The organism is Exiguobacterium sp. s57, assembly GCF_018617685.1.
Classification (GTDB): Bacteria; Bacillota; Bacilli; order Exiguobacteriales; family Exiguobacteriaceae; genus Exiguobacterium; species Exiguobacterium marinum.
This window is the reverse complement of the sequence record NZ_JACSKR010000003.1, coordinates 168,205-194,840: the sequence shown is the minus strand read 5'-3', so window position 1 is coordinate 194,840 and position 26,636 is coordinate 168,205. Positions and strand designations below refer to the sequence as shown.

Genomic DNA, 26,636 nt, shown 5'->3' with positions numbered 1-26,636 from the left:
TCGTCCCTTCGAATATCAACTTACTTTGCTTTACCGTTTTCAACGAGGATGTCAATCGCTTTACGGAATTTGAGGTCACCTTTAAGTGTCTCAAGACCGCCTTGTGGAGCGAGCATCGTACGGAGTTGGTCTGGTGCGATGTTGTAAAGTTTAGACATTTCTTCAAGTTCTTTCTCAGCATCTTCGTCAGATACTTCGATTTCTTCTTTGTCAGCAATTGCTTTCAAGACGAGACGAGCTTTAACACGCTCTTCAGCTTGCTCTTTCATCTCTTCACGCATTGCTTCTTCAGAAGTACCAGTGAGTTCGAAGTACATGTTAAGGTCGATTCCTTGTGAAGATACACGTGAACCGAACTCTTGTACCATGCGGTCTACTTCTTGGTCAACGAGAACTTGTGGTACGTCGATTGTCGCGTTCGCAGTTGCCTGCTCGACGAGTTGATCGCGCATCGTACCTTCAGCTTCTTGTTTCTTGCCAGCTTCTAAACGCTCACGGATGCTTGCTTTCAACTCATCGAGTGTAGAAACAGACTCGTCGATGTCTTTTGCAAACTCGTCGTCGAGTTCAGGAACTTGTTTTGCTTTTACTTCATGAAGTTTGACTTTGAATGTCGCTGGTTTACCCGCTAAGTTTTCAGCGTGGTACTCTTCAGGGAATGTTACTTCAACGTCTTTTTCTTCACCAGCAGTCAAGCCGATCATTTGCTCTTCGAATCCTGGGATGAATTGACCAGAACCGATTTCGAGTGTGTAGTTCTCAGCTGTGCCGCCTTCGAACTGCTCACCGTCAGCGAAACCTGCGAAATCAAAGACAGCTGTATCGCCGTTTTCGATTGCACCTTCTTTAACAGCGAGTTCTGCGCCTTGCTGTTGAAGTGCTTCAAGTTCTGCTGTCACTTCGTCTTCTGTTACTTCTGTAGCAACAGCTTCGTACTCAAGACCTTTGTATTCGCCAAGCTCAGCTTCTGGCTCAACCACGAATGTCACTTTGAACGCGACTGGTTTGCCTTTCTCGAGCGTGCCGTCTACATCGATGTTTTCGAGCGCGATTGGTTCGAAACCAGCTTCTTCAACCGCACCTTGGATTGTATCGCGGTAGAGAATGTCGAGTGCATCTTGATAGAGTGCTTCTTCTCCATACATTTTGTTGAACATTGGGCGTGGCAATTTACCTTTACGGAAGCCAGGCACGTTCAAGTCTTTGACGACTGTTTTAAATGCGGCGTCAACTGCTTTATCAAAAGCTTCTGCAGGAGCTTCGTACGTGAGTACGCCTTGGCTACCTGATGTTTTTTCCCATTTTGCTGTCATGCTAAGTCCCTCCAACAATTCGTTTATACCGTACAAAAATGTACAACAATCCGTATTATAGCATAAATCCTCTATGTGCACACAAGGATTTAGTCTAATAACGCCTGTGTGAAGCGCAGATCCGCCTCTAAAATCGCAGCTGCCAAACCGTCGACCGCCTTGTCATGCAAAATCGCTTGTTTCGCTTGTGCGAGTGACTCTTCGATATCCTCTGTTGGAACCGGCACATACGGATAATGCGTGTACATGTAATTCATCAACAACTGGGTTCCGATCTCATCACCTTCCACTGATTTTTGAAGTGACAATACAATCTTCTCCCACTTCTCAATGTGCGCCGTCGCCTCTACTTGCGACATCTCGTTCATCGATTCTCCATCCGTCCATTTGATGTTCGCAAGCTCGGTAAACGCTTTTTCTAATACAATCAGTTTGATGAGCTTTGGTCGCTCCGACTCGAGCAATTCGTGAAGCACATTGTCGAGCACCGAATCGATATTAAAATGGACATGTTGTAACGCTTCAATTTGCTCCCCTGTACTCCCTCGCGTCAACGTCCGTTTCAACTTGGCAATCGCCGCCGGAAACTCAGTCATCTTTAAAACTTGAAGTACCTGATGCGCCTGTGTGTTGACCGTATCTTTATCTTTTTGCCATTCAAGATACTGGTTAATCCAGTGCGCCGCTTCAAACGGTTGGTCACGCATAATGTAATACTGCGCAATCTGAAGCCCACCAGAGGCCGGTTCCTCTGCTTCCGTCATCTGAATCGCGACAAGTTCCTGTAGTTTTTCGAGTGTTTCCGGATCATCCGGTCGTTCCATCGCACATTGGAAGATTTCCATGAAAATAAATGGGTCACCCGGAATCACCTGATACCAATCCCATAAAATCGGTTCGATCCGCTGTCGTTCCCCAGAAGCATCCGCCTCTTGAATCATCTTATGCAGACGCGACCAATTCCCAGGGAACGGATAGTCTTGGTCCTTTTCCTTCTCCATCTTCCCTCACCCTCTCTTCCATACTCTTTCATCTTCCTTTAGGACGCAATTCCTTGTCAATCGATTTCCCGGAAAATGAAAAAAGAGATGATCTCCGTAGAGACCATCTCTATTTTAAATGGAAGCGTCCCAAGAGGGATTCGAACCCCCGACCGACGGCTTAGCTTACCACCATGACTTTCGTCACCAACATTGCGTTGTTTGTAGTCTGGACTATATCTTCACCATTTCAGGTGCGACACGTGTAGTCTCTACGGAACCTCACGAGCATGATGCCCCTCCATTGATTCTACCTCTACGTTCGTAGCCATTCGAATCAACTCGACCCGATTATACGGGAATGAGTTTCCTCGGTATTACCATCAGCATCATCTGTTAAGGCTTCACCGATATAGTGTCGTCCACTTCATAGGTTTCTGTTTCCCTATAAAGGCTCCTATTTGTCTTGAAGGCCGTTGCTCTATCCTGCTGAGCTATTGGGACATTGACATGAAAACTATAATAGAAAAATGGTTTCCTGTCAATCGATTTCCTATATGAAACTCATAGTTTTCCTACGATGTCCAAATCTTCGACGTGCGAACCGTCCTCCGAGCGATAGAAACGCACTGCAGCTTCCCCTTTTTCTAGGTCAAGTAACGCATACGTTTTGTCCGTTCGTCCCCGCGGCATTCGTATCGAACCCGGGTTGATGTAGACGACACCATCCTCGATCAAAGCACCCGCCACATGCGAGTGACCGAACAAGACGACGTTCGCGCCGACTTCTTCAGCCCGATATCGCAAACGATTCAAATCGAATTTGACGTCGTGATGGTGCCCATGGACGATCAGAATCGTACCTGCATCTGTCGTCTCGATTCGCTCGAGTGGAAGGTCTCCCCCAAAATCACAATTCCCACGGACTGTCCGATACGGTAACAAATGTTCATCGACCAAAGCGAGTTGTGAGTCCCCACAATGAAACGCATCATCGATTTCTGCTTCATGTCGTTCAAAAATCGTTGTCAGTTCTTCGGTCAGACCATGACTATCACTCACTATTAGAAAACGCATAAGCTTCATCCTTTCATGAATGGTGTGATTTCTGCCTCCAACTTCCGTAGTGCTTGTCCACGATGGCTGACGACCGCCTTCTCTTCGCGTTCAAGTTCTGCCGCTGTCTTATGGAGCGATGGGACGATAAAGAGCGGGTCGTATCCGAAACCATTCTCGCCTCGTGGCGAGTAGCCGATTGTCCCTTCAATCGTTCCGCGAACGGTCAACGTTTCTCCAGTCGGTTTCGCCAGACAGAGCGCACAAACAAAACGGGCCGTACGATTCGTTTCCCCGTTCAATTTTTCAAGAAGAAGGGCATTGTTCGCCTCATCCGACTTTTCTGGGCCGGCGAAGCGGCCCGAGTACACACCTGGCGCCCCGTCGAGCGCATCGACTTCAAGACCTGAGTCGTCCGCGAGTACGGCGTGTCCGAAATAAGTAGCCGCCTCTGTCGCTTTTAATGCAGCATTTTCTTCGAATGTCGTACCAGTCTCATCAGTTTCCGGTGCATTCGGATAGTCGAGTAGTGACTCGACCTCGAACCCGAGCGGGGTCAACATCCCTTCGAGTTCCTTCACTTTTCCAGGATTGTGTGTCGCAATAATCAACTTCATAAAGTCTCCTCCGAACGTTCTCCGACGTACCACCACGAAGCACCGAGTGCTTCTTCAGCCGCCTTGAATAATGATTCGATTCCTCGCTCGGCGAGACCGAGCATCTCGTTCATCTCTTGAAGCGTAAACGTCGCCTCTTCTCCAGTACCCTGTACTTCGACGAAACGACCACCCGCCGTCATGACGACGTTCATATCAACTTCTGCCGCGGCGTCTTCCAAATAATTTAAATCGAGCACGAGTTCGTCTGTCCGCCCGACAGAGATCGCGGCTACACCTTCTTTAATTGGTGTGTCCTCGAGTTTCCCTTGACGTATCAACCGATCGACAGCCAAGACGAGCGCACAGAAGCCACCAGTGATGGATGCCGTACGTGTACCGCCATCCGCTTGAATGACATCGCAGTCAATCCAGATTGTTCGTTCTCCAAGCCGTTCTAAATCAACGACCGACCGAAGTGAACGAGCAATCAAACGTTGAATCTCCATCGTTCGTCCCGACTGTTTCCCGCGTACCGATTCCCGGACTGTCCGGTCCCCGGTTGCTCGTGGTAGCATCGCGTACTCGGCATTGATCCAGCCTTGTCGCTTCCCACGTAGGAAGTTTGGGACACGTTCTTCGACAGTCGCTGTACAAATCACTTTCGTATCGCCAATTGAAATAAGGACAGACCCTTCCGCATGTTTATTTACATGAGGCACGATTTCAACCGTGCGCAGTTCGTCGTATCGTCTAGTGTCACGCAATGCCCGTCACCTCCACTTTCTCCGCATGGACCGGACGTCCGAGCCATTCGCTCGCAAGTCGGTCAAACAGTTCAATGTCGCCGGTCGCATAAAAAGCATGCGTCGGGACTGTATCTAATCCATTCTCGAGTTCTTGATAATCAAGGATTGCCGCAACCTCAAGCGCCGTCTCGTCACCAGATGAGATGAGGTGGACGTCCGGTCCGACCACATCTTGAATGACTGGGGCAAGGAGTGGGTAATGCGTGCAACCGAGGATGAGCGTGTCCATCTCGGATGTTTGGAGTGGACGTAGTGTCTCTTCCACTACTTGATAGACACGGTCCCCACACACTTCCCCTGCCTCTACGAGCGGAACAAACGGCGGACAGGCGAGCGAATATACGTCTACCTCACCAGCGACGTGACGGAGCGCCTTCTCATACGAGCCGCTCTCGATTGTCATCTTCGTACCGATGACACCGATATGTTTGTTGCGCGTCCCTTTGACGGCCGCGCGGGCACCCGGGTCGATGACTCCAATGACCGGGATATCAAGACGTTTCCTCGCCTCTTTCAAAACGACGGCCGTCGCCGTGTTACAGGCGATGACAATCATTTTGACATCTCTTTTTAATAAAAACTCAATGAGTTCCCATGTGTATGCTTCAATCTCATCGTGCGGACGCGGCCCGTACGGACAGCGTTCCGTATCCCCGATATAGATGATTTCCTCTTTAGGGAGTTGACGCATCAATTCTTTGACTACTGTCAATCCGCCGACTCCTGAATCGAGGACTCCAATCGCTCGTTTCATTTGTATCACTTCCATTCTCACCTATCTTATCAAAAAACATCGGACGGAAAAAGAAACGTTCCCATGACAAAAAAAGACGAGGTCGCCAATGGCGCCTCGTCCCTTACCCAAATTACTGAGCAAGACCTTCGCTAGTGAGCATGTCAGAAAGCGTTTTGATCGCTTCTCCTGCATCTTCACCTTCAGCAGTGATCTTGATTGTAGAATCTTTTGCGATTCCGAGTGAAAGTACACCCATGATCGATTTCAAGTTAACTGTTTTGCCATTGTACTCGAGGTTGATGTCTGATTGGAACTTAGATGCTGTGTTAACAAGCTGAGTAGCTGGACGAGCGTGAATTCCTGAATCAGCAACGACTGTGAACGTTTTTTCCATGAGATGATGGTCTCCCTTCAAAATTCAATTCTACAGGCGAACCGGCAGAATATTTTTTGTTTGTGAACTCATTATCAAATGATAGCGGATTCGCAAAAATTCTGCAAGCGATTTTTATATTCCGGAGCCCATTCCATAGGACGACCTTCTTTCGACAAATGAACAAGGCTTGTCCGTCCTGCGAATAAAAGTCGGTCTCCGTCATACGCCCCGTAATGAATATCACATGAAGTATTTCCGACCGTCAAGATATTGGCATGCACGGTCAGCTGTTGACGTGGCATGACTTGTCGAACATAGTCACATTGCGCATCGGCGACGACAACAAATCCATCCTTCAAGGAGAAACCTGTCGCCTCTAACAACTCGATTCTCGCATCTTCAAAATAGATGAACGGAATTGTGTTATTCATGTGACCATATGGATCGCATTCAGAAAATCGAACTTTCACATCGAGCGCGATCCCTGCTTTGACACTTGTTTCCCAACCCGGCTCTCGAAAGTACTTGGTCATCGGCTCGCTTACGCCTCGACCGCAGAACCGGTGCGACCTTTGTCACTACCGAAGAACTGTTTGAACGAGTGAAGCGTCGTTTGACGGTTCATCGAAGCAATCGACGTCGTGAGCGGGATGCCTTTTGGACAAACTTCGACACAGTTTTGTGCGTTTCCGCACTGCATGATGCCTCCGTCTTCCATGAGTGCCTCGAGGCGATCTTCCGCGTGGAAGGCACCTGTTGGGTGTGAGTTGAAGAGTCGAACTTGCGAAATAGCCGCTGGACCGATGAAGTCCGATTTGTCGTTCACGTTCGGACATGCTTCAAGACAAACCCCACAAGTCATACATTTCGATAGTTCATACGCCCATTGGCGTTTGTTCTCCGGCATACGCGGTCCTGGACCGAGGTCGTATGTGCCATCGATTGGGACCCATGCCTTCACTTTTTTCAACGCGTCGAACATACGTTGACGGTCGACTTGAAGGTCACGGATGACCGGGAACGTCTTCATCGGTGCAAGACGAATCGGTTGCTCAAGTTTATCGACAAGTGCTGTACACGATTGGCGTGGCTTCCCGTTGATGATCATCGAACAGGCACCACACACTTCCTCGAGACAGTTCATATCCCAGTTGATCGGTGTCGTCTTGTCCCCGTTCGCGTTGACCGGGTTACGGCGGATTTCCATCAATGCCGAGATGACGTTCATGTTCGGACGGTACGGAACCGTGAATTCTTCAGTATACGTCGCTTGGTCCGGTCCATCTTGGCGTTCGATGATGAAACGGATGTCTTTTTGTTCAGATTGCATTGGCGTCGTCATTTCGTCTTCGCCCCTTTCTTCGAGTAATCCCGCTTACGTGGCGGGATTAACGAAACGTCGATTTCTTCATAAGAGATATCGACTTCCCCATCTTTGTAACGTGCCATCGTCGTCTTCATGAACTGCTCATCATTACGTTCCGGGAATTCCGGCTTGTAATGAGCACCACGACTCTCGTCTCGCTTGAGGGCGCCGAGTGTGATGACGCGTGCGAGGTCGAGCATGTGGTCGAGTTGTCGAATGAACGATGCCCCTTGGTTGCTCCAACGTGCCGTATCCGTAGCCGAGATGTTATGGAAACGTTCACGCAATTCTTGGATTTTCTTGTCGGTCGCTTCAAGCTTGTCATTGTAGCGAACGACCGTGACGTTGTCCGTCATGAGTTCACCGAGTTCACGGTGGATTTGATACGCATTCTCTGTACCATCCATCGCGAGGATCTCATTGAAGCGCTCGATTTCTTCACGTTCGTTGAAGTTAAAGAGTGCGTCCGATACGCTTTCTGTCGCTTGATCGAGACCACGCATATAGTTGACCGCCGCAGGACCGGCCTCCATTCCACCATGAACGGCTGAAAGAAGAGAGTTTGCGCCGAGACGGTTCGCTCCGTGCATCGAATAGTCACATTCACCGGCTGCGAAGAGTCCTGGTATATTTGTCATTTGGTCGTAGTCGACCCATAGTCCGCCCATTGAGTAGTGAACGGCAGGGAAAATCTTCATCGGTACTTTACGTGGGTCATCTCCTACGAACTTCTCGTAAATCTCGAGAATCCCACCAAGTTTGATATCGAGTTCCTTTGAATCTTTATGAGACAAGTCTAGATAGACCATGTTCTCGCCGTTGACTCCGAGTTTTTGATTTACACAAACGTCGAAGATTTCACGCGTCGCGATGTCACGCGGTACGAGGTTTCCGTAAGCGGGATATTTTTCTTCGAGGAAGTACCATGGCTTCCCGTCTTTGTATGTCCAGACACGTCCGCCTTCCCCACGAGCCGATTCACTCATGAGACGAAGCTTGTCATCACCAGGAATCGCTGTCGGGTGAATTTGAATAAACTCCCCGTTCGCATAGACCGCGCCTTGGCGGTAAACCGCTGCCGCTGCTTGTCCTGTGTTGATGACCGAATTTGTCGACTTCCCGAAGATGACCCCTGGACCACCTGTCGCCAAGATGACCGCGTCTGATGGGAACGCTTTAATTTCCATCGAACGCAAATCCTGACAGACCGCACCGCGGCAGATTCCTTCTTCATCCACGATTGCACGAAGGAATTCCCAACCTTCATATTTCTCGACAAGACCTTGTGCCTCGTATCGGCGAACCTGCTCATCAAGCGCGTAGAGAAGTTGTTGCCCTGTTGTTGCTCCTGCATAGGCCGTACGGTGGTGAAGTGTTCCTCCGAAACGTCGGAAGTCTAAGAGCCCCTCAGGCGTACGGTTGAACATAACACCCATCCGGTCGAACATGTGAATGATTTTCGGAGCATTGTCCGCCATCTTTTGAACTGGCGGTTGGTTGGCGAGGAAGTCGCCTCCGTAAACCGTGTCGTCAAAATGTTGCCAAGGAGAATCGCCTTCTCCTTTCGTATTGACGGCTCCGTTGATGCCACCTTGGGCACAGACTGAATGTGAACGCTTGACCGGTACAAGCGAGAATAGTTTTACCGGAACACCCATCTCTGCCGACTTGATTGTCGCCATGAGTCCAGCTAGACCGCCTCCGATGACGATCAAACTTTGATTTGCCATGTAAAATTCCCCCTAATTACAAGATGCCTGCAAACGTCAAAATTGAACGGATGCCGACAAAAGATAGCGCCAAGAACACGACACCTGATACGTAGCTCATGAGACGTTGCGAACGAGGTGACTGTGTGATTCCCCATGTGATCGAGAACGACCAAAGACCGTTTGCGAAGTGGAACGTAGCCGAAAGGATTCCGACTATGTAGAAAATGAGCATGAGCGGGTTGTCGACGATGTTTTGCATCATCTCCGCATTGACTTCAACGCCACGTAACTTCGCAAGGCGCGTTTCCCAAACGTGCCATGAGATGAAGATCACGAGGAAGACTCCTGTGAAGCGTTGTAAGATGTACATCCAGTTGCGTGCGTATGAATAGCGGTTCGAGTTGATTGATCCAAGAAACGCATAGTACACGCCGTACACTCCATGGAAAATCATCGGCAATGCGATAATCGTCACTTCAAGGAAGTACAGATACGGTAAGTTCTCCATAAATTTTGCTGCTTTGTTGAATGACTCCACTCCATCGACGATGTAGTAGTTGACCGACAAGTGAACGATCAAAAACAAACCGATTGGAATGACCCCAAGTAGCGAATGGACTTTACGACTAAAATAGTCACGATGCGCTGCCATTCTAGTTCCCCCTTTTCACGAGCATTGGCTCGTTTTGTCAATAAAAGCGTTTTCAAATGCAGATATAGCTTTCTGTCTTTTATTCTACTCTTGTGAAATTTGTATGACAAGACAACCTAGCCGATTTGTGCCACATTCTTTTCAAAAATTCAGGATGACCAAATTCCGATTGGTCGTTATAATAATATAGAGAGATTGGAGTGATGGGATATAATGGAAACGATGAGCCAACCGATTTTCGCGATTGAACTTCTTCGCGACTATGTGTTGACGGACTTGCTAGGTGAAGATTACGCCCAAGTCATCTATTGGTCAGGGAAACGGGTCGCCCGTAAATTCCCGACGATGTCTGACGATGAACTGATTGCTTTCTTCGCAGAGGCAGGTTGGGGCGAGTTAACACTCAAGAAGGAACGAGGGAGTAAATTCACATATGAATTGACCCCACCACCTGCGACTCAAGCTAAAGCGACAGGCTACTATCAACTAGAAGCCGGATTTTTAGCCGAACAGATTGCAGGTCGTTTCCAGTGTGTTGCAGAAGGCTACGCCGATCCCGCTCGAAAAGCCGTCCAAATCACTGTCCAACTAGACCGGAAAGACGATTACAAATAAGAGTCGATGCCCTCCGCATCGACTCTTATTTTTGTTTCTGCTGAAGTTGTCGACGTATATATCGACGAAATTCAGCAAGTTCTTGTGGATGAAACGTCACGACCTCTCCTTCATATCCTTGAGTCGCCTTACGTACGACATCGACGATATTTTCTGGGAAATGTCCGTTCTCTAACAACCAACCGAGCGTTTCACATTTTCAACTCTCTCATTCATCCGTCTCCTCATGTACATATTGAAGCACGGTCTCCGCTAATTTTTCAGGTAGTCCTGCTTCCTTCAATTGTTCAAGCGATGCCAGACGGATTTGCTTCATCGAACCGAAATGTCGGATGAGCTGTTGACGACGTTTCGGACCGACACCCGGAATCTCGTCTAGTATCGATTTCGTCATCTTCTTCGTCCGCAAGCTACGGTGGAAGGTGATGGCGAAACGGTGGACCTCATCTTGCATCCGCTGCAACAGATAAAACGCACTCGACCGTGGATGGAGCTCGACGACAGCACCACTTTCTCCGAACAACAGTTGGCTCGTCCGATGTCGGTCATCCTTTTTGAGCGAGCCGACCGGTAAGTCGAGCCCGAACTCGTTTTGGATGACGTCGAGCGCCGCATTCAATTGCCCGATCCCCCCGTCGATCAACAGAAGATCTGGCAGTCGCTTCTCTTCCGTCAACAAGCGACGGAACCGTCGACGGACGACTTCACGCATCGTCTCGTAGTCATCCGGCCCTTGAACGGTTCGAATCTTATACTTCCGATATTCTTTCTTAAGTGGCTTCCCGTCCTCGAAGACGACGAGCGCTGACACGGCGTCCGCCCCTTGAATGTTCGCGTTATCGATGATATCGACGCGTGACAAGTTGGGGATCCCGATGGCTTCACCGAGTTCTCGCATCGCGAGTAGCGTGCGCTCTTCGTCACGGGCAAGTAACTCGAACTTCTCGTTCAACGCAATCGTCGCATTCTTCGTCGCCAAATCAAGCAACTGTTTCTTCGCCCCACGTTTCGGTTGCATCACTTTCGTACCAAGCGCTTCGTATAGAAGATCGAGCCGAACCGTCTCCGGAACAAGAATCTCTTTCGGGACGACGTTTTGTTCATAAAACTGCACGATGAAACTTTCGAGTTCTTCCGAAGGTTCTCCGTGCATCGGGAAGAGCGAGACGTCTCGCTCAATCATCTTGCCCCCACGCATATAAAACACTTGGACGCACATCCAGCCTCGGTCGAGCGTATAGCCGAAGACGTCACGCGCTGTCGGGTCGGCCGTAATCATATTCTGTTTGTTCATGATCGATTCGACCGCTCGAATCTGGTCGCGCAGTTCAGCTGCCCGTTCGAATTGCATCTCCTCAGCGGCATGTCCCATCTCGACGTTCAGCTTCTTGAGCGTCTCACTCGTCTCGCCGTTCAAGAAGCGCCGGATTTCATTGACGATCTCTTTTTGCGAATCCGTGTCAATCGCTAGTTCACATGGTCCTAGGCATTGGCCGATATGATAATACAGACAGAGTTTCTTTGGCATCGGCTGACACTTCCGGAGCGGATACAGTTTATCGAGGAGACGTTTCGTCTCATTCGCCGCATAGGCGTTCGGATACGGTCCAAAATAATGTCCGCCGTCTTTCTTCAAGTTCCGTGTCGTCAAGAGCCGCGGATACGGTTCATTCGTGATTTTGATATACGGGTACGTTTTATCATCTTTCAAACGGATATTGTACTTCGGGTCGTGCTTTTTGATGAGTGTCATCTCAAGCAGGAGGGCCTCGAGTTCGCTCGCCGTCACGATGTATTCAAAGTCACGAATCTCGGCGACGAGGCGCATCGTCTTGATGTCGTGGGCGCCCGTGAAATAAGAGCGGACCCGATTCTTCAAATTTTTCGCTTTACCGACATAAATGACCTCGCCGTATTCATTTTTATGCAGATAGCATCCCGGTTCATCCGGAAGTAGCGCTAATTTATGTTTTATGTGGTCGCTATGACTCAATTCCATTCACCTCAGTTTAGTTTCCTCCTAGACGGGAAAAAGAGTGTGATATCTCGTCAGAGGAGGATTTTATATTATGAAACGATACGATGTCATTATTATTGGGAGCGGGTCTGCCGCGAGCCAAGCCGCCACGATTTTACGCGATGCCGGTAAAGAGATCGCCATTATTGAAAATTGGACGTTCGGGGGAACGTGTCCTCAACGCGGGTGTGACCCGAAAAAAATGCTTGCCGAAGGAGCCGAACTACTCGCCCGTGCCGAGCGTATGCGCGAACTTGGCGTAGAAGGCAGCCTCTCACTCGATTGGTCATCCTTCAAAAAGCGGATTGATGAATACCGCTTCTCGATTCCTACGTCTAAGACGCAACATTGGAACGAGATGAACATCGATTTATATCAAGGAGAACCTCACTTTATCGATGAAAACTCGATCGTCATCGATGGTCACGAACTTTCTGCCCCTCAATTTTTGATTGCGACAGGTCAAACGCCCCGCCCTCTTGATATCCCAGGGGGTGAACATGCCATCACGAGTGATGATGTGTTCGACCTCGAATCGTTACCAAAATCGATTCACATTGTCGGGGCCGGTTATATCGCCTTTGAATTCGCTCATATTTTCCGACGTTTCGGAAGCGAAGTGACACTCCTCATACGTTCACGTGCATTGAAAGCATTCGACCCGAACGTTGTCCACCGACTCGTCGAGGAATCGAAGCATATCGGCATTACCGTCCGACATGACGTTGAGCCAACTAGAATCGATGGGAACATCTTAACGTTATCAGATGACTCTACCCTTGAAGGAGTGGTCCTTAACGCCACCGGACGAATCCCGAGCATCGAGCGACTCCACCTCGATACGGCCGGAGTCGAAACAGACCACGACGGTGTACATGTGAACGGTTATCTTCAGACGAGCAATCCAAATATTTATGCAGCTGGCGACGTCGCCAGCAGTCCAAACCCGGCGCTCACACCGTTTGCTGGTCAGGAAGGACGAATCGCCGCATTGAACATGCTTCATGGGAATACACGGTCACTCCCGGAACGTCCGGCACCTACAATCGTCTTTACAACGCCACCAATTGCTAAGGTCGGGCTCACCGTGGAGGAAGCGGAAGCCGAGGGCATCGCCTTCGACGTGAAAGAGACGGACATGTCCCACTTTTTGACTTACAAACGAATCAATGACCCGACCGCCTATTCGAAACTATTGATCAGCACAGAAGGTCATGTGATCGGGACACACTTGATCGGTCAGCACGCCCCTGAGCTCATCAACTTATTCTCTTTCATTATACAGAACAAACTGTCGCATCAACACGTGAAGCACTTAGAAGTCGCCTATCCGACGGCTGCCTCAGATATTTCGTATCTCGTTTAATTTAAGTGTCTCCATCGCGTTTTTATCATTTTTTAACAGAACATTTATGGTATGTAATTTAACCATAAAAAACGACTCAGATTGCATTTTTGATCTGAGTCGTCATGTATTGAGAAGAGTTCATATTATAGTTTTGTTATTCTCGTTTACTATTTACGATTGTTAATGATTTCACGTGCTAGCCAAGATGGACCTTTGTGTGCAAAAACAGAGTCATGGATATCAACGTTAGCCATAACATCACGCGAGATGTTCTCAGCTTCTTCTCTAGACATAGGTTTTTGCTGACGATTAGCAAAATATACTAAGAATTCTTCTAAATCTTTTGTAAAACGTTCACGATCTACTGTTACGGTACCCATCAACATCCAACTCCTTCCCGCCATCTACTTCATAGGCTTTTCTTAGACAAAGTTTATCACAAAGTGCTTGAGCATGGATAGAACCGGCTCTTCCGCTCGATGAACGTCGCGACGCACGCCTTCGATTTCCCTCGTCCGGAGACGACGGTGTCGAGCGCCCAATGGCCGAACGTCCGGCGCATCGTGTCGTCGAGCTTCGTCTTGGCGCCGCAGTTGGCCTTCGCTTTCTCGTAGCGCCGCTGGGCACGTCCCGATTCGGAGCCGGGGTTCCGTCTGATCTCCCGCGAGACGGCCGAGGGCTGTCGCCCGAGCCGTCTCGCGATGGACCGGATGGACATCCCGAGCTCCAGATAGGTCTCTATTTTCACGCGTTCCGTTGTGGTAAGATGGCTGTAGCTCATGAGATTTCCTCCGTCTGAATGTGTGTTGTAGTGACTTCATTCTACACGAGGAAAGCATCATGGGCTTTTTTGTGTTCACTTTTGGGTGTTGCACTTAATTTTATAATTCATCAAGTTAAAAAAATTCTGGCGAAAACTAATTCTGAAGTTAAAGCTTATAGATCAGATTTAGTCATTGAGGGAGATAAATTTTCTTTAAAGCAAGAAGAGGAAAATAACGAAGGTTTCCAAACGTATGCTATCGATAAGAGTAAAGATTTTGATATTGATTATACATGGTGGGGAATGAGAATTTATTGGTCTCATGATTTCGTTGAAAAATTAAGAGCTAATTTAGTAGTTTACGGTGGTAGTGTGGCAGCACTAAATGCTACGATTGCATACTTCATGAGCCCTCCAGGTTGGGTTACAAGCTTTGTAGCTGCTGTTGCAGGTATTGGAGTAGGAGCGTTTATTAGTAGGGATAAAGGGTGCGGAGTCTATCTAGACTGCTACGTTTATGTACCAACTGCATGGTATTCTGCTTGCTAAATCATATGAGACAGAGGACTCTTTTTCCAAGTTCCTCTGTCTTATATTAGTTTTTGTATATATAAATAAAGAAAAGTAAGGGAGTGTTTCTATGAAGGGTAAGGCTAATAAACAATTTTATTTTTGGTTAGCGATTGCCATATCGTGCTTTATCGTTTGGTTTATTATTAGATGACCTCTCATTTATAAAGCAGTACACAAGAATAAATCAGTGGTATATAAAAGGATCTCTAAAAATTTATTGAACTGAACCCTGAATGAGCTCTTTTTATCAAGTGTCTATCATTCAGGGTTCAGTTCAGGAAAGCGTCATGGGCTTTTTTGTGTTCACTTTTGGGTGTTGCACTTAATTTTATAATTCATCATCAAGAAATAAGTTAAGGGTCTTTCCAACACAATATGGAAAGACCCTTTTTTTATTCGATTCCCTTCTCTTTATCTTCTTTCAATGCGTCTTGAAGTGACTTTTCCCATAGCGGGACCCCTTTCGCGTGGGCTGCACGCGAAATGAGGTGCCCGCCAACGGGAGCCGTCAAGAGGACGAAGAAGAGACCGAGCAAGAGTCTTGCATCAAACACCCGTTCATCGACATATACATGAAGGACGGCTGCGAAGAGGACGAACATGACACCGAGTGTCGCACTCTTTGAGGCAGCGTGTGTTCTCGAATAAATATCTGGGAGACGGATGAGACCGATCGCGGCGACGACCGTGAAGAAGACGCCGATGATCGTGAAGATACCGGTAATGAGATCAAAGATCATTGTCGCGGTCATGTTGGATTATCTCTCCCCTCTCTAAGAATTTCGAGAACGCCACCGTTCCGATGAAAGCTAGAATACTGAGTAGCAAGATGACTTCAAAATAAAGGGTCGTATCGAGCAGGATCGACAGCAGGGCAACGACCGAGATGAGCGCGATCCCGATTGAGTCGAGCGCGATGACTCGGTCCGCTGTCGTCGGTCCCTTGACGACGCGATACAACATCATCAACATCGCAAGCAAGAGAATGGCGAGCGAGATGTAGATGAGAATGTCTAGTAAATCCATCACTCTGTCGCCTCCTTAATGCTTGATTCAAAGTTATCATAAATGTCTTTTCGTAACGCTTCTTTATCCGGCATATTGAGTGCGTGGATATAGAGCACGGAATTATCTTTTGACACTTGAACGACGAGCGTCCCTGGTGTGAGTGTGATCAGCATCGACAGCAAGCTGATTTTCCATCCCTTGTCGAGTGACGTCTCATAGCGGAAGATTCCTGGTTGAATCTTCAGTTTCGGACTGAGGACGAGACGTAACACCTCGAAGTTCGCAAGGAACAGTTCACGGATGAAAATCAAGAGTAGTTTAAATAACCGCCAAACACGCGCAAAATAGAAACTACCTCCACCCGATTTGAAGAATCGGCGCATCATGAACAAGATGAGTAACCCGAGTATATACCCGATAAAGAATCCGCTCGATGTGAACGATCCCGTGAGGAACATCCAGATGAACGCCAAGAAAAAGTTAATCAATAGTTGATATGCCATCTGTATTTCACTCCTTTATCACGGCATCGATATAGATTTCTGGATTGACGAGCGGCTCGATTGCTTGCGTGATGTACGGATGGATGGCTTCTGCCCCGAATCCGTAACCGACCGCAATGACGAGTAGCAAGAAGGCAGGGACCATTAAACGTTTCGTATATGGGACGAGCGGTCCATCATACTCACGCTTCGCCTCTCCCCAAAATCCGTTCAAGAAGATCTTCATGACCGAATAGAGGACAAAGAGACTCGATAAGAGGACGAGCAACGGACCGAACAACTGCCCTTCATCCATACCACCTGACACAATTAATAGTTTCCCGAAAAATCCACTGAGTGGCGGGATTCCCGCGAGCGAGAGAGCTGCGACGAAGAACGTCCATCCGAACAGCGGGAAACGGGTGATGAGCCCTCCCATATCACGGAGTTGACCAGATTTGGTGATGCCAATCATCATCCCGACGAGCATGAAGAGAACCGCCTTGATGATCATATCGTGAATCAAATAGTAAAGCGACCCTTCAAGAGACGTTTGCGTATTGACCGAGATTCCGTACAAAATGACCCCGACCGCGATCATAATGTTGTAGATGATGATCAACTTCACATCGTTATAGGCGATTGCGCCTGTCATCCCGATGAAGATCGTGAGGACAGCGAGCACCATAAGGAACGTCTGTAAAAACTCACCGTTCCCATCAAAGAGTAACGTATACGTCCGTAAAATCGAGTACACCCCTACTTTCGTCAAGAGTGCCCCGAACATCGCGAGAATCGGGGTCGGTGCGACCACATATGCTCCCGGGAGCCAGTAATGAAGTGGGACGAGTGCCCCTTTCATCCCGAAGACGATGACGAAGAGTACACCGATGACGGTGATGACGTCCGGATTGTCGACGAGCGGGATCTTCATCGCCAAGTCCGCCAAGTTGAGCGTGCCCGTCACGCCATAAAGCAAGGCGACCGACATGACGAAGAGCGCCGAGGCGATGATGTTCACGAGCAAGTACTTGATTGACTCCCGTAACTGGACACCACGTCCACCGAGTACGATCAACACGTATGAAGACATCAAGAAGACTTCAAAGAAGACGAACAAGTTAAAAATATCACCCGTTGTAAAGGCACCGTTCACCCCGACGAGCAAGAACAACATCGCGATGTACAAGTAGTTCCCTTCATACGAATCTGAAAAATAATGGACGGCGAACCATACGACAAATAGTGTGAGTAGTGTCGACGTCGTCACGAGTAGGGCTGACAGCATATCCGATACGAGACTGATCCCGAAAGGTGCTTGCCAGTTCCCGAGGTTGAGGGTTTGAATTCCCTCAACGGAGACCGTGTGTACGAGAAAGAGTGACACGATCGAAGTAATGACTAAAGCTCCAAGAGCCATCCCGCGCTGCAGTTGGACCCGTTTTGGCATGAACATCATAATGATGGCCGCAAGCGCAGGAATGACGATTGGAAAGACCGGTAAGTTAATCATACGATTCTGTTCCTTTCATTTCTTCCATATTGTCCGTGCTGAGCTCCTGGTATGTGCGGTATGCAAGTACGAGGAAGAACGCCGTTACACCGAAACTGATGACAATCGCCGTCAAGACGAGCGCTTGTGGTAACGGATCCGTAAATTCAGTCACGCCGTCCACAAGGACAGGGGCATCCCCTGTCTTCAAACCTGCCGTCGTCAAGACGAGCAAGTGTGCCGCGTGGCTAAATAGTGCCGTGCCGATGATGATGCGCAACAAACTTCTTGAGAGAACAAGATAGACCGCACACATCGTCAGAACACCGATGATGATGCTAACGAAGATTTCCATTATTCACTCTCTCCAATCGTTTGAATGATCGTCATGGTGACACCGATGACAACGAGATAGACCCCTAAATCGAACGCAATCGCCGTATGGAGTGTCTGCTCACCGAGAAGTGGCAAATCAAACTTTCCGTAGGCGTGCGTTAAGAACGGACGATCAAAGAAAATTGAGTGAAGACCTGTCGCGAGCGCAATCAATAACCCCGTCGCTGTCATGAGACGATAGTCGATTGGGAGCACGTTCGCGAGCGTCTTCGAATCAAATGCAAGTAGCAGTAAGACGAGTGCCGCGGATGTCATCAACCCACCGATGAAGCCTCCACCTGGTGAATAGTGACCGGCAAAGAACAAATCGATTGAGAAGATGACGATGATGAAGAAGATGATAATCGCAGCCGTCTGCAAAATGACATCATTGACGGGTTTGCTGTTTTGCTTCATGTGCACCTTCTCCTTTCGTACGTCGTGATGTTCTAAATTTAATCATCGTGTAAATCCCGAGTGCCGCAAGTCCGAGAACGACGATTTCAAACAAGGTATCAAATCCACGGAAGTCGACGAGGACGACGTTAACCATGTTCTTCCCTGCTGCGAGCTCATATACGTTCTCTTTATAAAATTCCGAGATCGACGTGAGCGATTTATTCGTGAGCGCCATGAAACTGAGAAGCGTCACGGTCGTTCCTACAAGAATGGCCACGATGGCATTCCCTACTTTGAAGCGCATGCGTACTTCCTTCTTGCTGATCTCTGGCATGTGATAGAAGACGAGCAAGAACAGTGCCACAGAGACCGTCTCGATGACGAGCTGGGTGAGCGCCAAGTCAGGTGCACCGAAGAAGACGAAGAAAAGGGCTACGCCGTAACCAACGACTCCAAGTAAGATGATGGACGGGAGACGCGACTTCATGAATAGAATCGCGAGCGCACCGAGTATGACAACAACTCCGAGAACATATTCATACGGCGCAATCTCAGCCAAGTTCTCGAATGAGAACTTATACATATCGAACCACCAAATGCTAAAGAGCATCATTCCTGAAAGGAAGACGAAAATATAAATCAAATACGACCGGATGAAACCAGTCATATAGTTGTCTTTAAAGCGATACGCTGCCTTATTCGACCAAACGAGCGTACCATCGTACACTCCGTTAAGCGTCAAACGGTGTGGGATGCGATTGTAAATCCCCATCCATTTGCCCATCTGCCAAAACAGTAAGGAACCGAGGAGGACGACCCCGATAGTCATATATAGTTCAGGCGTGAGTCCGTGCCAGAAGTAGATGTGGACATCGACTTCCTGGCCTTGTGCGACGAGTGTCGGATAAATCGACTCGACGGCTGGCTTAATGAGCGAGTTCGACAACACGTTCGGGAAGAATCCGAGACCGACAACGAGAAGCGCTAAGATGACCGGCGAAATCAACATGCCGATTGGTGCCTCATGCGGTTGTTTCGGTAACTGATCGAACTTCGCTTTGCCCATGAACGTCCGTGCGAACAGCATGATGCTGTAAATGAACGTAAACACACTACCAATGAAGGCAATGACCGGGAGTAAAATCCCGATCGTATCGAGCGCAAAGAAGTCGGCTGAGAAGACTTTCGTCGTCGCCTTCAAGAACATCTCTTTACTCAAGAAACCGTTAAATGGCGGAAGACCTGCCATCGACAACGAACCGATGATGGCAATCGTGAACGTGATCGGCATGACGGTCATCAGACCACCGAGTTTTCGAATATCACGCGTGCCCGTCTCATGGTCGACAATCCCAGCCATCATGAAGAGCGAACCTTTGAACGTCGCGTGGTTAATCAAATGGAAGATAGCGGCGATTGTCGCTACCATAAAGATATTGTCATCCATTCCGTCATAATGAAGGGCAGCTGCCCCGAGACCAAGAAGTGACATGATCAATCCAAGCTGACTGACCGTAGAGAACGCCAAGATCCCCTTCAGGTCGGTCTGCTTCACGGCGTTGAACGAGCCCCAGAACATCGTGAACATCCCGACTCCGGCAATCGTCCATAGCCATACCGATGACTCTTGGAATACCGGGCTCATACGGGCCACGAGGTAGAGACCCGCCTTAACCATCGTTGCCGAGTGGAGATACGCACTGACCGGAGTCGGTGCCTCCATCGCGTCAGGCAACCAGATGTGGAACGGGAACTGCGCAGATTTCGTGAAGGCCCCAAGCAAGATGAGAATCATCGCGACAAGGAAGAACGGACTCTCGGCGATGACACCTGAGTTCGCGACCATGTCACGAATGCTGTACGAGCCGATCATCGACTCGAGTAAGACAATCCCCCCGAGCATCGATAATCCACCGAATACAGTGAGAAGCATTGATTTTTGAGCACCGTAACGAGAACGCTCTTTTTCATACCAGTATCCGATCAACAGAAACGATGAAATCGATGTGAGTTCCCAGAACATATACATGACAATCATGTTGTCCGAAAGAACGACCCCGAGCATGGCGCTCATGAACATCAAGAGATACACATAAAAATGTCCTAACGATTCCTTATCCTTATTCAAATAATAAATTGAATAGAGGACGACGAGCGCCCCGATCCCCGTAATGAGGAGGGCGAATAACAGACTGAGTCCGTCGACGTATGCCGTGAAGTTAATCCCGAGAGACGGCATCCACGAAATCGTCGCTGTCACGACGTCCCCTGCACTCGTAATCGGAATGAATCCGGCGAAGTAGGTGACGAGGACGACCGGAACGATCAGGACGAACCAACCTGTATGAATTTGCTTCATCCCCCGAAACAAAAACGGGATGAACGGTGCCGCGAGGAGCGGCAACAAAATAGCTAAATGTAACACCGACAAGAAAATTCCTCCTTCGAACAGAGTCGTACACTTAATAGAGCCGTAAAGTAAGGTCACTTGACTCCATCATGTCTTCCTCATGAGTATAGCGTAAATTTTCAGTCTGTTTCCATGATAAAAGCTTCCAGTTCAAACGCTTCCTAGTTATTTTTTTCTGTCTGTTAAATATGAAGGAAGCCGACGGAAACCTTATAAAAAAAATTAGAAATCAGACGTTATGTATCGGAAAATGACCCGAGTGATACCCTACGGAATAACTCATTCTATTCCCTACTTGCCTGTTCTTTTCCTTCTTTTACAGTCGACAAAACAAAAAAGCAGCCGATAAACCATCGGCTGCTACGCAATTATTGTGCTGTCGCGATAAACTCTTTCAATGCTTCTTTCGGTTGGAAGCCCATTGTTTTAGAAACAGGCTGACCGTCTTTGAACATCATGAGTGTTGGAATGCTTTGAATTTGGAAAGCACCCGCGACTTCAGGATTTTCGTCTACGTCGAGTTTCACGATTTGGACTTGGTCACTCATTTCTTGATCAAGTTCTTCAAGAACTGGCGCGATCATGCGACATGGTCCACACCAAGTTGCCCAAAAATCAACGAGGACTACGCCCTCTTTAACATCTTGTTCAAACGATTGAGTCGTTGCGTGTTTAATAGCCATTTATAAAAACCTCCCCAATAAGATGAGAGAGTCCTGATTTAGAACTCTCATGCAATTCATGTTCAGAGTATACCACGGAGGGTAACAACCCCAAAACGTTTTGCTTATTAGCTATTGACGAGGTGCTTGCGGAATTCTTCCGTCAACATCGGAACGACATCGAACAAGTCACCGACGATTCCATAATCCGCTACGCTGAAGATGTTCGCTTCTGGGTCTTTGTTGATGGCGACGATCACTTTCGCGTTACTCATCCCTGCCAAGTGTTGAATCGCTCCAGAGATCCCGCATGCGATATAAAGATCCGGTGTGACGACTTTACCCGTCTGTCCGATTTGAAGCGCGTAATCGCAGTAGTCGGCGTCACATGCTCCACGTGAAGCACCGACAGCTCCTCCGAGCAGTTCGGCCAACTCTTCAAGCGGTTTGAATCCATCTTCGCTCTTCACACCACGTCCGCCTGCGACGATGACTTTTGCTTCCGCCAAGTCGACTTTTCCTGTCGCCTTACGAACGACTTCTTTGACGATCATCGCGAGGTCTTTCAATTCAACTGCTGGCGTTTCAACGGAGACGCTTGCGCCTGCTTGACGAGGAAGCGCATCGATGTTGTTTGGGCGGATTGTGAAGAACATGACCGAATCTTTGAACTTCACCTTCTCGAACGCCTTCCCTGAGTAGATTGGGCGAACGAATTCTGCATCGCGGCCTGTTCCTTCAATGGAAACAACGTCACTGATGAGTCCGGCATCGAGACGTGCCGCAAGTTTCGGTGCAATGTCTTTTCCGAGCGCCGTATGGCCGAGGACAATCATTTCCGGTTTTTCTTGCTCGATCAACTGACGGAGCACCTGTCCATAACCGTCTGGCGTATAGTGTTTGAGACGCTCGTCTTCGACGACGAGGACGCGGCTTGCGCCATGTTCTCCGAGTTCTTGGGCGAGTGATTGCACGTGATCCCCAATCACGACTGCCGTCACATCGTCTGTTAATTGTTTCGCCGCAGCGATGGCTTCAAATGATACGTTACGTAACGCGCCTTCACGCGCTTCTGCGAGTACTAAAGCTTTCATCTATGCTCTCCCCCTTAAATGACTTTCGCTTCCGTGCGAAGAAGTTGTACGAGCTCATTCACTTGTGTCGACATATCGCCTTCAAGGATACGCCCGGCTTTCTTCTCCTCTGGTAAGAATCGTTCGATCGTCTCGATTTTCGCCTCAATTTCATCCTCATCGAGTTCGATGTCCATGAGTTCGAGTTCTTCGAGCGACTTTTTCTTCGCCTTCATGATTCCTGGCAAGCTCGGGTAACGTGGCTCGTTCAATCCTTGTTGTGCCGTCACGAGGAGTGGGAGTGCGACTTCGATGACTTCCGTGTCCCCTTCCACATCGCGTGTGACCGTTGCCGTCGTGCCATCGATTTCAAGACCGGTGATCGTCGTCACGTAGTTCATGTCGAGAAGTTCAGCGACACGCGGTGCGACTTGTCCGCTACCACCGTCGATTGCGACATTTCCTGCGAAGATGAGGTCTGCGTCTTGTTCTTTCAAATACGTCGCAATGACTTTTGAAATCGTGACGTGGTCCGCATCCTCGACATCGTCTTCGATTGAGATGCGAACGGCTTTGTCCGCTCCCATCGCGAGCGCTGTACGAAGTTCCTTATCTGCATCTTCTGGTCCTACCGTGATGACCGTGACCTCTCCCCCGAGTGCGTCACGTTTTTGAATCGCTTCTTCGACTGCATATTCGTCATACGGGTTGATGATGAACTCAGCACCGTCTTCTTGAATTTCCCCATTCTCGAGCTGAATCGCTTCCTCTGTATCAAACGTACGTTTCAGCAAAACAAAAATATTCATGGTTGATCCCCCTTTAGTCAATTCTTCCCATCATTCATGAATCAGCATTCATTTTTTGAGCTAGTGATAGGGCTCACTGTTAAGTAAGCCCCTTTTTTAACATATGGTGCACGTTCGGAAGCGTCGACAAAAGATCATACTTGAAACCACTCGCCATCCAGCTCGTCACAACCTCATCGATTGTGCCGAAAATCATTTGACGGGCGAGTCGATAGTCTAAATCGGTGTCGAACTCTCCTGTCTCGATTCCATGTTTGACGACAGAATCAATTAAATTCAAGTACGGTTTGAGCACTTCTCCAATTTTTTGGCGAAGTACCAGGTTCGATTGTCTCAGTTCGATTTGTGTCACGACAGCGAGGTCGTAATCGGCCGACAGTTGCTTTAAATGAGATTCTATCAACTGATATAGCTTATTACTAGCTGTCGCCTCATTCTCGATTTGTTGCTTCGAGTAGTCGATGAACAGCCCCATCTTCGTTTGGAACAACTCGATCAAGAGATGCTCCTTGTTTTTGAAGTACAAGTAGATTGTACCGTCCGCGACACCCGCCTCTTTGGCGATAGCTGTCACCTTTGCACCGTGATAGCCATGATTTGCAATCACTTTGACCGCCGCATCAATGATTCGGTCACTTTTTGAAATGTTATTTGTCATAAACCCCAAGCTCCTTACCGCTGCAGAAAAATGAATGATGGTTCATTCATTTATTATTCTATCATGCATACGCTTGGTGTCAACTGCTTTGTTTCACTTGCTTCGCCTTCTCTTCGTCGACGAGAACGCGACGTAAAATTTTACCGACGAACGTCTTCGGCAACTCATCACGGAACTCATACAACTTCGGTACTTTATAGGCTGCCAGCTTTTCACGACAATGTTTGTCGAACTCTTCTTCCGTCACGTTTGTGTTGTCACGGAGGACGATGAACGCCTTGACGGTCTCACCGCGATACGGGTCAGGGACACCGATACAGACCGCTTCCTTGACGGCTGGGTGTTCATAGAGTACTTCTTCGATTTCACGCGGATAGACGTTGAAACCACCTGCGATAATCATGTCCTTCTTCCGATCGACGATATAGAAGAACCCCTCCTCACCCATATATCCGAGGTCTCCGGTCGCGAGCCAGCCATCCTTCAAAACGGCTGCTGTCTCCTCCGGTTTCTGCCAGTATCCTTTCATGACCTGCGGACCATTCAGCATGATCTCCCCAATCTCACCAATGTCCGCCTCGGTCTCTCCGTCCGCTTTTACTATTTTAGCAGAAGTATCTGATAGCGGGGCACCGATTGAGCCGACGATGCGTTTATCCCATAAGAAGTTCGCATGTGTGACTGGAGACGTCTCAGACAATCCGTATCCTTCAACAATACGACCTCCTGTGATTTTCTCAAACTCTTCTTGCACCTCAATCGGAAGTGGTGCCGAGCCAGAGATACATGCTTCGATCGAAGACAAGTCGTACTTCTTCAATTTCGGGTCGTTCAGGATCCCAACATACATCGTCGGCGCACCTGGGAAGAAGTGTGGTTTCTTTTTCTGAATCGTCTTCAGGACATCCGTTACTTCAAAACGCGGCACGAGCACGAGCTCATAGCCGTTCGTGACACCGAAGTTTAGACAACACGACATCCCGTAGACGTGGAAGAAAGGTACGACACAAAGAACGCGCTTCTCATCCCCACGATTATACTTATAGAATAAGTTCGTGATTTGATCCGCGTTCGCCGTCAAATTGAAGTGGGTCAACATGACGCCTTTCGGAAGACCGGTCGTTCCGCCTGTATATTGAAGAACAGCGACATCTTCTTTCGGATCGATTTCGAGCGGTGTGATTGGGTTAAAGTCCTTATAATCTTTGAACGGCGTCGATCCGGTCGTATCGATGACGATATTGTTCTCACGTTTCACTTTGATCGGATACAGTTTGTTTTTCGGGAAAGGTAGGTAGTCAGCGATACTCGTTGTAATTACGGTTTGAATCTCCGTCTTCTCACTGACACGAAGCGTTTTCGGATATAACAGGTCGAGGGTGATGACGATTTTGACGCCCGCATCTGTGACGAGGTTATCGAGCTCACGTTCCGTGTAGAGCGGATTCGTCTGAACGACCGTCCCACCTGCATAGAGCACGGCATAGAACGAGATCACATATTGAGGACAGTTCGGGAGCATGAGGCTGACACGGTCCCCTTTTTCCAAACCTTTCGCTTGGAGCATCGTGCCAAGTCGACGTGCGGCGTCATCAATCTCAGCGAACGTCCACTCTTTCCCGATAAAGGAAACGGCCGTACGATCCGGATAATCCTTTGCTGCGCGAGACAATGCCTCATAGAGTGGCTTTACCTCGTAATCAATCGACTGGGGCATACCTTCTGGATAATCTTGTAACCACGGTTTGTTCATCGCTGTTCCTCCTTGGAAATGAATACTCATTCAGTCAACTCCATTATAATGCTAAGAAAACGCTTTCATCTACCCTTTACCCGATAATTTTCAGAATATATCAAAAAAGCGATCGGATTTATCATCCAATCGCTGTCATACCCGCCTGAAATAGGAATCTGTCGCATCCAGTTTTTCAAGCTTTTGATTCATCACTTTATTCAACTCTCCTTCATGATGAATGTTCGAAAAATCTGTTCCGAACCAAGCCTCCATCTCTGGTCGGGAAAAGGCATACGTCCGGTTCGGGAAGGCGAAACGGACGATTTCTGCGTTCGGAATGAGCGTGAAATATGCAGCCGCATTCCGAATCGCCAGACGCTCTTGCTCCGCCCGCTCCATTCCAGGATCTTCATAACGGACGGTCAACCCATAAGGACGCTTCTTCGTCTGCAGTTCGACGGATCGATAACACTCATGTAACGGTAAGCTTCCGGCAATACCGACGACGGCGGCATTGTCTCCGACTTTCGAACCTCTAAATTCAAAGGCGTTCGGTTCCGGATTCGCGCAACCTGATAATGAGATGACGAGTACGAGCAACAGATAGAAGCGTTTCATGGA

Annotated in this window: 29 protein-coding genes and 1 pseudogene; 3 read left to right on the top strand and 27 right to left on the bottom strand. The window is 48.4% G+C overall.

The features are described 5' to 3' along the window. Positions 1-20: 20 nt before the first annotated feature. From tig to KNO98_RS09380, 11 genes are all read right to left on the bottom strand, one after another. Complete coding sequence (tig, locus tag KNO98_RS09430; protein ID WP_026826517.1) at positions 21-1,313, bottom strand: trigger factor; 1,293 nt, start codon at positions 1,311-1,313, stop codon at positions 21-23. A gap of 89 nt (positions 1,314-1,402) precedes the next feature. After that, entirely contained in the window at positions 1,403-2,314 is a 912-nt protein-coding gene (locus tag KNO98_RS09425; protein ID WP_214700631.1) for a hypothetical protein, read from the bottom strand. Positions 2,315-2,857: 543 nt separating this feature from the next. Then, positions 2,858-3,370 (bottom strand): metallophosphoesterase family protein, encoded by a 513-nt coding sequence (locus tag KNO98_RS09420; RefSeq protein WP_026826519.1) that lies wholly within the window; start codon positions 3,368-3,370, stop codon positions 2,858-2,860. 5 nt (positions 3,371-3,375) lie between these two features. Beyond that, entirely contained in the window at positions 3,376-3,966 is a 591-nt protein-coding gene (locus tag KNO98_RS09415) for an XTP/dITP diphosphatase (protein ID WP_214700630.1), read from the bottom strand. Further along, positions 3,963-4,712 (bottom strand): ribonuclease PH, encoded by a 750-nt coding sequence (gene rph / locus KNO98_RS09410; RefSeq protein WP_214700628.1) that lies wholly within the window; start codon positions 4,710-4,712, stop codon positions 3,963-3,965. The genes KNO98_RS09415 and rph overlap by 4 nt, the downstream gene beginning before the upstream one ends. Further along, entirely contained in the window at positions 4,705-5,508 is an 804-nt protein-coding gene (racE, locus tag KNO98_RS09405; RefSeq protein ID WP_251129215.1) for a glutamate racemase, read from the bottom strand. The genes rph and racE overlap by 8 nt, the downstream gene beginning before the upstream one ends. 112 nt (positions 5,509-5,620) lie before the next feature. Further along, on the bottom strand, positions 5,621-5,884 hold the full coding sequence (locus KNO98_RS09400; RefSeq protein ID WP_026826523.1) for a phosphocarrier protein HPr: 264 nt from the start codon (positions 5,882-5,884) through the stop codon (positions 5,621-5,623). 74 nt (positions 5,885-5,958) lie between these two features. After that, positions 5,959-6,399, bottom strand: a complete 441-nt coding sequence (locus KNO98_RS09395) for an acyl-CoA thioesterase (RefSeq protein WP_214700626.1) — start codon at positions 6,397-6,399, stop codon at positions 5,959-5,961. An 8-nt stretch (positions 6,400-6,407) separates the two neighbouring features. Further along, entirely contained in the window at positions 6,408-7,196 is a 789-nt protein-coding gene (sdhB, locus tag KNO98_RS09390) for a succinate dehydrogenase iron-sulfur subunit (RefSeq protein WP_193343274.1), read from the bottom strand. Between the two features lie 8 nt (positions 7,197-7,204). After that, positions 7,205-8,962, bottom strand: a complete 1,758-nt coding sequence (gene sdhA, locus KNO98_RS09385; RefSeq protein WP_026826525.1) for a succinate dehydrogenase flavoprotein subunit — start codon at positions 8,960-8,962, stop codon at positions 7,205-7,207. A gap of 16 nt (positions 8,963-8,978) precedes the next feature. Then, on the bottom strand, positions 8,979-9,596 hold the full coding sequence (locus KNO98_RS09380) for a succinate dehydrogenase cytochrome b558 subunit (RefSeq protein ID WP_026826526.1): 618 nt from the start codon (positions 9,594-9,596) through the stop codon (positions 8,979-8,981). Positions 9,597-9,809: 213 nt separating this feature from the next. On the opposite strand from KNO98_RS09380, the gene KNO98_RS09375 reads away from it, so the two are divergent. Further along, positions 9,810-10,211: a YslB family protein gene (locus KNO98_RS09375; RefSeq protein ID WP_214700624.1), complete on the top strand. Its 402-nt coding sequence runs from the start codon at positions 9,810-9,812 to the stop codon at positions 10,209-10,211. Between the two features lie 208 nt (positions 10,212-10,419). On the opposite strand, the gene uvrC is transcribed toward KNO98_RS09375, so the two are convergent. Then, on the bottom strand, positions 10,420-12,210 hold the full coding sequence (gene uvrC / locus KNO98_RS09370; protein ID WP_214700623.1) for an excinuclease ABC subunit UvrC: 1,791 nt from the start codon (positions 12,208-12,210) through the stop codon (positions 10,420-10,422). Positions 12,211-12,280: 70 nt separating this feature from the next. On the opposite strand from uvrC, the gene KNO98_RS09365 reads away from it, so the two are divergent. Beyond that, on the top strand, positions 12,281-13,594 hold the full coding sequence (locus KNO98_RS09365) for a dihydrolipoyl dehydrogenase family protein (protein WP_214700621.1): 1,314 nt from the start codon (positions 12,281-12,283) through the stop codon (positions 13,592-13,594). Positions 13,595-13,743: 149 nt separating this feature from the next. On the opposite strand, the gene KNO98_RS09360 is transcribed toward KNO98_RS09365, so the two are convergent. Further along, positions 13,744-13,956, bottom strand: coding sequence for a hypothetical protein (locus KNO98_RS09360; RefSeq protein ID WP_214700619.1), 213 nt, complete (start codon positions 13,954-13,956; stop codon positions 13,744-13,746). 71 nt (positions 13,957-14,027) lie between these two features. Continuing rightward, positions 14,028-14,357, bottom strand: a pseudogene (locus KNO98_RS09355) (helix-turn-helix domain-containing protein); the annotation flags it as partial. Between the two features lie 81 nt (positions 14,358-14,438). Here KNO98_RS09355 and KNO98_RS09350 point away from each other — a divergent pair. Further along, positions 14,439-14,888, top strand: coding sequence for a hypothetical protein (locus KNO98_RS09350; RefSeq protein ID WP_214700617.1), 450 nt, complete (start codon positions 14,439-14,441; stop codon positions 14,886-14,888). A gap of 416 nt (positions 14,889-15,304) precedes the next feature. On the opposite strand, the gene mnhG is transcribed toward KNO98_RS09350, so the two are convergent. The 13 genes from mnhG to KNO98_RS09285 all read right to left on the bottom strand — a co-directional run bounded on the left by mnhG (position 15,305) and on the right by KNO98_RS09285 (position 26,633). Further along, entirely contained in the window at positions 15,305-15,664 is a 360-nt protein-coding gene (gene mnhG, locus KNO98_RS09345; RefSeq protein WP_214700616.1) for a monovalent cation/H(+) antiporter subunit G, read from the bottom strand. Then, positions 15,642-15,938, bottom strand: coding sequence for a Na(+)/H(+) antiporter subunit F1 (locus tag KNO98_RS09340; RefSeq protein ID WP_026826530.1), 297 nt, complete (start codon positions 15,936-15,938; stop codon positions 15,642-15,644). Before KNO98_RS09340 ends, mnhG begins: the two co-directional genes overlap by 23 nt. Next, entirely contained in the window at positions 15,938-16,423 is a 486-nt protein-coding gene (locus KNO98_RS09335; RefSeq protein WP_026826531.1) for a Na+/H+ antiporter subunit E, read from the bottom strand. Before KNO98_RS09335 ends, KNO98_RS09340 begins: the two co-directional genes overlap by 1 nt. Positions 16,424-16,430: 7 nt before the next feature. Beyond that, a complete protein-coding gene (locus tag KNO98_RS09330) occupies positions 16,431-17,915 on the bottom strand; it encodes a Na+/H+ antiporter subunit D (RefSeq protein WP_214700615.1) in 1,485 nt (494 codons plus the stop codon). After that, positions 17,908-18,249: a Na(+)/H(+) antiporter subunit C gene (locus KNO98_RS09325; RefSeq protein WP_026826533.1), complete on the bottom strand. Its 342-nt coding sequence runs from the start codon at positions 18,247-18,249 to the stop codon at positions 17,908-17,910. The genes KNO98_RS09330 and KNO98_RS09325 overlap by 8 nt, the downstream gene beginning before the upstream one ends. Then, the gene (locus KNO98_RS09320) at positions 18,249-18,686 is read right to left on the bottom strand and encodes a Na(+)/H(+) antiporter subunit B (protein WP_026826534.1); all 438 of its coding nucleotides are present in this window, start codon (positions 18,684-18,686) and stop codon (positions 18,249-18,251) included. The genes KNO98_RS09325 and KNO98_RS09320 overlap by 1 nt, the downstream gene beginning before the upstream one ends. Continuing rightward, positions 18,658-21,099 carry a Na+/H+ antiporter subunit A gene (locus KNO98_RS09315; protein ID WP_214700614.1) on the bottom strand — a complete coding sequence of 814 codons (2,442 nt, stop codon included), beginning with the start codon at positions 21,097-21,099 and terminating at the stop codon, positions 18,658-18,660. The genes KNO98_RS09320 and KNO98_RS09315 overlap by 29 nt, the downstream gene beginning before the upstream one ends. A 347-nt stretch (positions 21,100-21,446) precedes the next feature. Continuing rightward, on the bottom strand, positions 21,447-21,761 hold the full coding sequence (trxA, locus tag KNO98_RS09310) for a thioredoxin (RefSeq protein WP_026826536.1): 315 nt from the start codon (positions 21,759-21,761) through the stop codon (positions 21,447-21,449). Between the two features lie 107 nt (positions 21,762-21,868). Further along, on the bottom strand, positions 21,869-22,834 hold the full coding sequence (locus KNO98_RS09305) for an electron transfer flavoprotein subunit alpha/FixB family protein (protein ID WP_026826537.1): 966 nt from the start codon (positions 22,832-22,834) through the stop codon (positions 21,869-21,871). 14 nt (positions 22,835-22,848) lie between these two features. Beyond that, positions 22,849-23,622 carry an electron transfer flavoprotein subunit beta/FixA family protein gene (locus KNO98_RS09300; RefSeq protein ID WP_214700613.1) on the bottom strand — a complete coding sequence of 258 codons (774 nt, stop codon included), beginning with the start codon at positions 23,620-23,622 and terminating at the stop codon, positions 22,849-22,851. Positions 23,623-23,701: 79 nt separating this feature from the next. After that, the gene (locus tag KNO98_RS09295) at positions 23,702-24,280 is read right to left on the bottom strand and encodes a fatty acid metabolism transcriptional regulator FadR (RefSeq protein WP_026826539.1); all 579 of its coding nucleotides are present in this window, start codon (positions 24,278-24,280) and stop codon (positions 23,702-23,704) included. A 79-nt stretch (positions 24,281-24,359) separates the two neighbouring features. Continuing rightward, positions 24,360-26,033, bottom strand: coding sequence for an AMP-binding protein (locus tag KNO98_RS09290; protein ID WP_214700612.1), 1,674 nt, complete (start codon positions 26,031-26,033; stop codon positions 24,360-24,362). A gap of 135 nt (positions 26,034-26,168) precedes the next feature. Further along, entirely contained in the window at positions 26,169-26,633 is a 465-nt protein-coding gene (locus KNO98_RS09285) for a DUF4825 domain-containing protein (protein ID WP_214700611.1), read from the bottom strand. Positions 26,634-26,636 lie beyond the last annotated feature (3 nt).

Excerpts from the sequence above, each read along its gene's own strand:
- tig (WP_026826517.1), bottom strand. The coding sequence starts at position 1,313 with ATGACAGCAAAATGGGAAAAAACATCAGGTAGCCAAGGCGTACTCACG.
- KNO98_RS09425 (WP_214700631.1), bottom strand. The coding sequence starts at position 2,314 with ATGGAGAAGGAAAAGGACCAAGACTATCCGTTCCCTGGGAATTGGTCG.
- KNO98_RS09420 (WP_026826519.1), bottom strand. The coding sequence starts at position 3,370 with ATGCGTTTTCTAATAGTGAGTGATAGTCATGGTCTGACCGAAGAACTG.
- KNO98_RS09415 (WP_214700630.1), bottom strand. The coding sequence starts at position 3,966 with ATGAAGTTGATTATTGCGACACACAATCCTGGAAAAGTGAAGGAACTC.
- racE (WP_251129215.1), bottom strand. The coding sequence starts at position 5,508 with ATGAAACGAGCGATTGGAGTCCTCGATTCAGGAGTCGGCGGATTGACA.
- KNO98_RS09400 (WP_026826523.1), bottom strand. The coding sequence starts at position 5,884 with ATGGAAAAAACGTTCACAGTCGTTGCTGATTCAGGAATTCACGCTCGT.
- KNO98_RS09395 (WP_214700626.1), bottom strand. The coding sequence starts at position 6,399 with ATGACCAAGTACTTTCGAGAGCCGGGTTGGGAAACAAGTGTCAAAGCA.
- sdhB (WP_193343274.1), bottom strand. The coding sequence starts at position 7,196 with ATGCAATCTGAACAAAAAGACATCCGTTTCATCATCGAACGCCAAGAT.
- sdhA (WP_026826525.1), bottom strand. The coding sequence starts at position 8,962 with ATGGCAAATCAAAGTTTGATCGTCATCGGAGGCGGTCTAGCTGGACTC.
- KNO98_RS09380 (WP_026826526.1), bottom strand. The coding sequence starts at position 9,596 with ATGGCAGCGCATCGTGACTATTTTAGTCGTAAAGTCCATTCGCTACTT.
- KNO98_RS09375 (WP_214700624.1), top strand. The coding sequence starts at position 9,810 with ATGGAAACGATGAGCCAACCGATTTTCGCGATTGAACTTCTTCGCGAC.
- uvrC (WP_214700623.1), bottom strand. The coding sequence starts at position 12,210 with ATGGAATTGAGTCATAGCGACCACATAAAACATAAATTAGCGCTACTT.
- KNO98_RS09365 (WP_214700621.1), top strand. The coding sequence starts at position 12,281 with ATGAAACGATACGATGTCATTATTATTGGGAGCGGGTCTGCCGCGAGC.
- KNO98_RS09360 (WP_214700619.1), bottom strand. The coding sequence starts at position 13,956 with ATGGGTACCGTAACAGTAGATCGTGAACGTTTTACAAAAGATTTAGAA.
- mnhG (WP_214700616.1), bottom strand. The coding sequence starts at position 15,664 with ATGACCGCGACAATGATCTTTGATCTCATTACCGGTATCTTCACGATC.
- KNO98_RS09340 (WP_026826530.1), bottom strand. The coding sequence starts at position 15,938 with ATGGATTTACTAGACATTCTCATCTACATCTCGCTCGCCATTCTCTTG.
- KNO98_RS09335 (WP_026826531.1), bottom strand. The coding sequence starts at position 16,423 with ATGGCATATCAACTATTGATTAACTTTTTCTTGGCGTTCATCTGGATG.
- KNO98_RS09330 (WP_214700615.1), bottom strand. The coding sequence starts at position 17,915 with ATGATTAACTTACCGGTCTTTCCAATCGTCATTCCTGCGCTTGCGGCC.
- KNO98_RS09325 (WP_026826533.1), bottom strand. The coding sequence starts at position 18,249 with ATGGAAATCTTCGTTAGCATCATCATCGGTGTTCTGACGATGTGTGCG.
- KNO98_RS09320 (WP_026826534.1), bottom strand. The coding sequence starts at position 18,686 with ATGAAGCAAAACAGCAAACCCGTCAATGATGTCATTTTGCAGACGGCT.
- trxA (WP_026826536.1), bottom strand. The coding sequence starts at position 21,761 with ATGGCTATTAAACACGCAACGACTCAATCGTTTGAACAAGATGTTAAA.
- KNO98_RS09305 (WP_026826537.1), bottom strand. The coding sequence starts at position 22,834 with ATGAAAGCTTTAGTACTCGCAGAAGCGCGTGAAGGCGCGTTACGTAAC.
- KNO98_RS09300 (WP_214700613.1), bottom strand. The coding sequence starts at position 23,622 with ATGAATATTTTTGTTTTGCTGAAACGTACGTTTGATACAGAGGAAGCG.
- KNO98_RS09295 (WP_026826539.1), bottom strand. The coding sequence starts at position 24,280 with ATGACAAATAACATTTCAAAAAGTGACCGAATCATTGATGCGGCGGTC.
- KNO98_RS09290 (WP_214700612.1), bottom strand. The coding sequence starts at position 26,033 with ATGAACAAACCGTGGTTACAAGATTATCCAGAAGGTATGCCCCAGTCG.
- KNO98_RS09285 (WP_214700611.1), bottom strand. The coding sequence starts at position 26,633 with ATGAAACGCTTCTATCTGTTGCTCGTACTCGTCATCTCATTATCAGGT.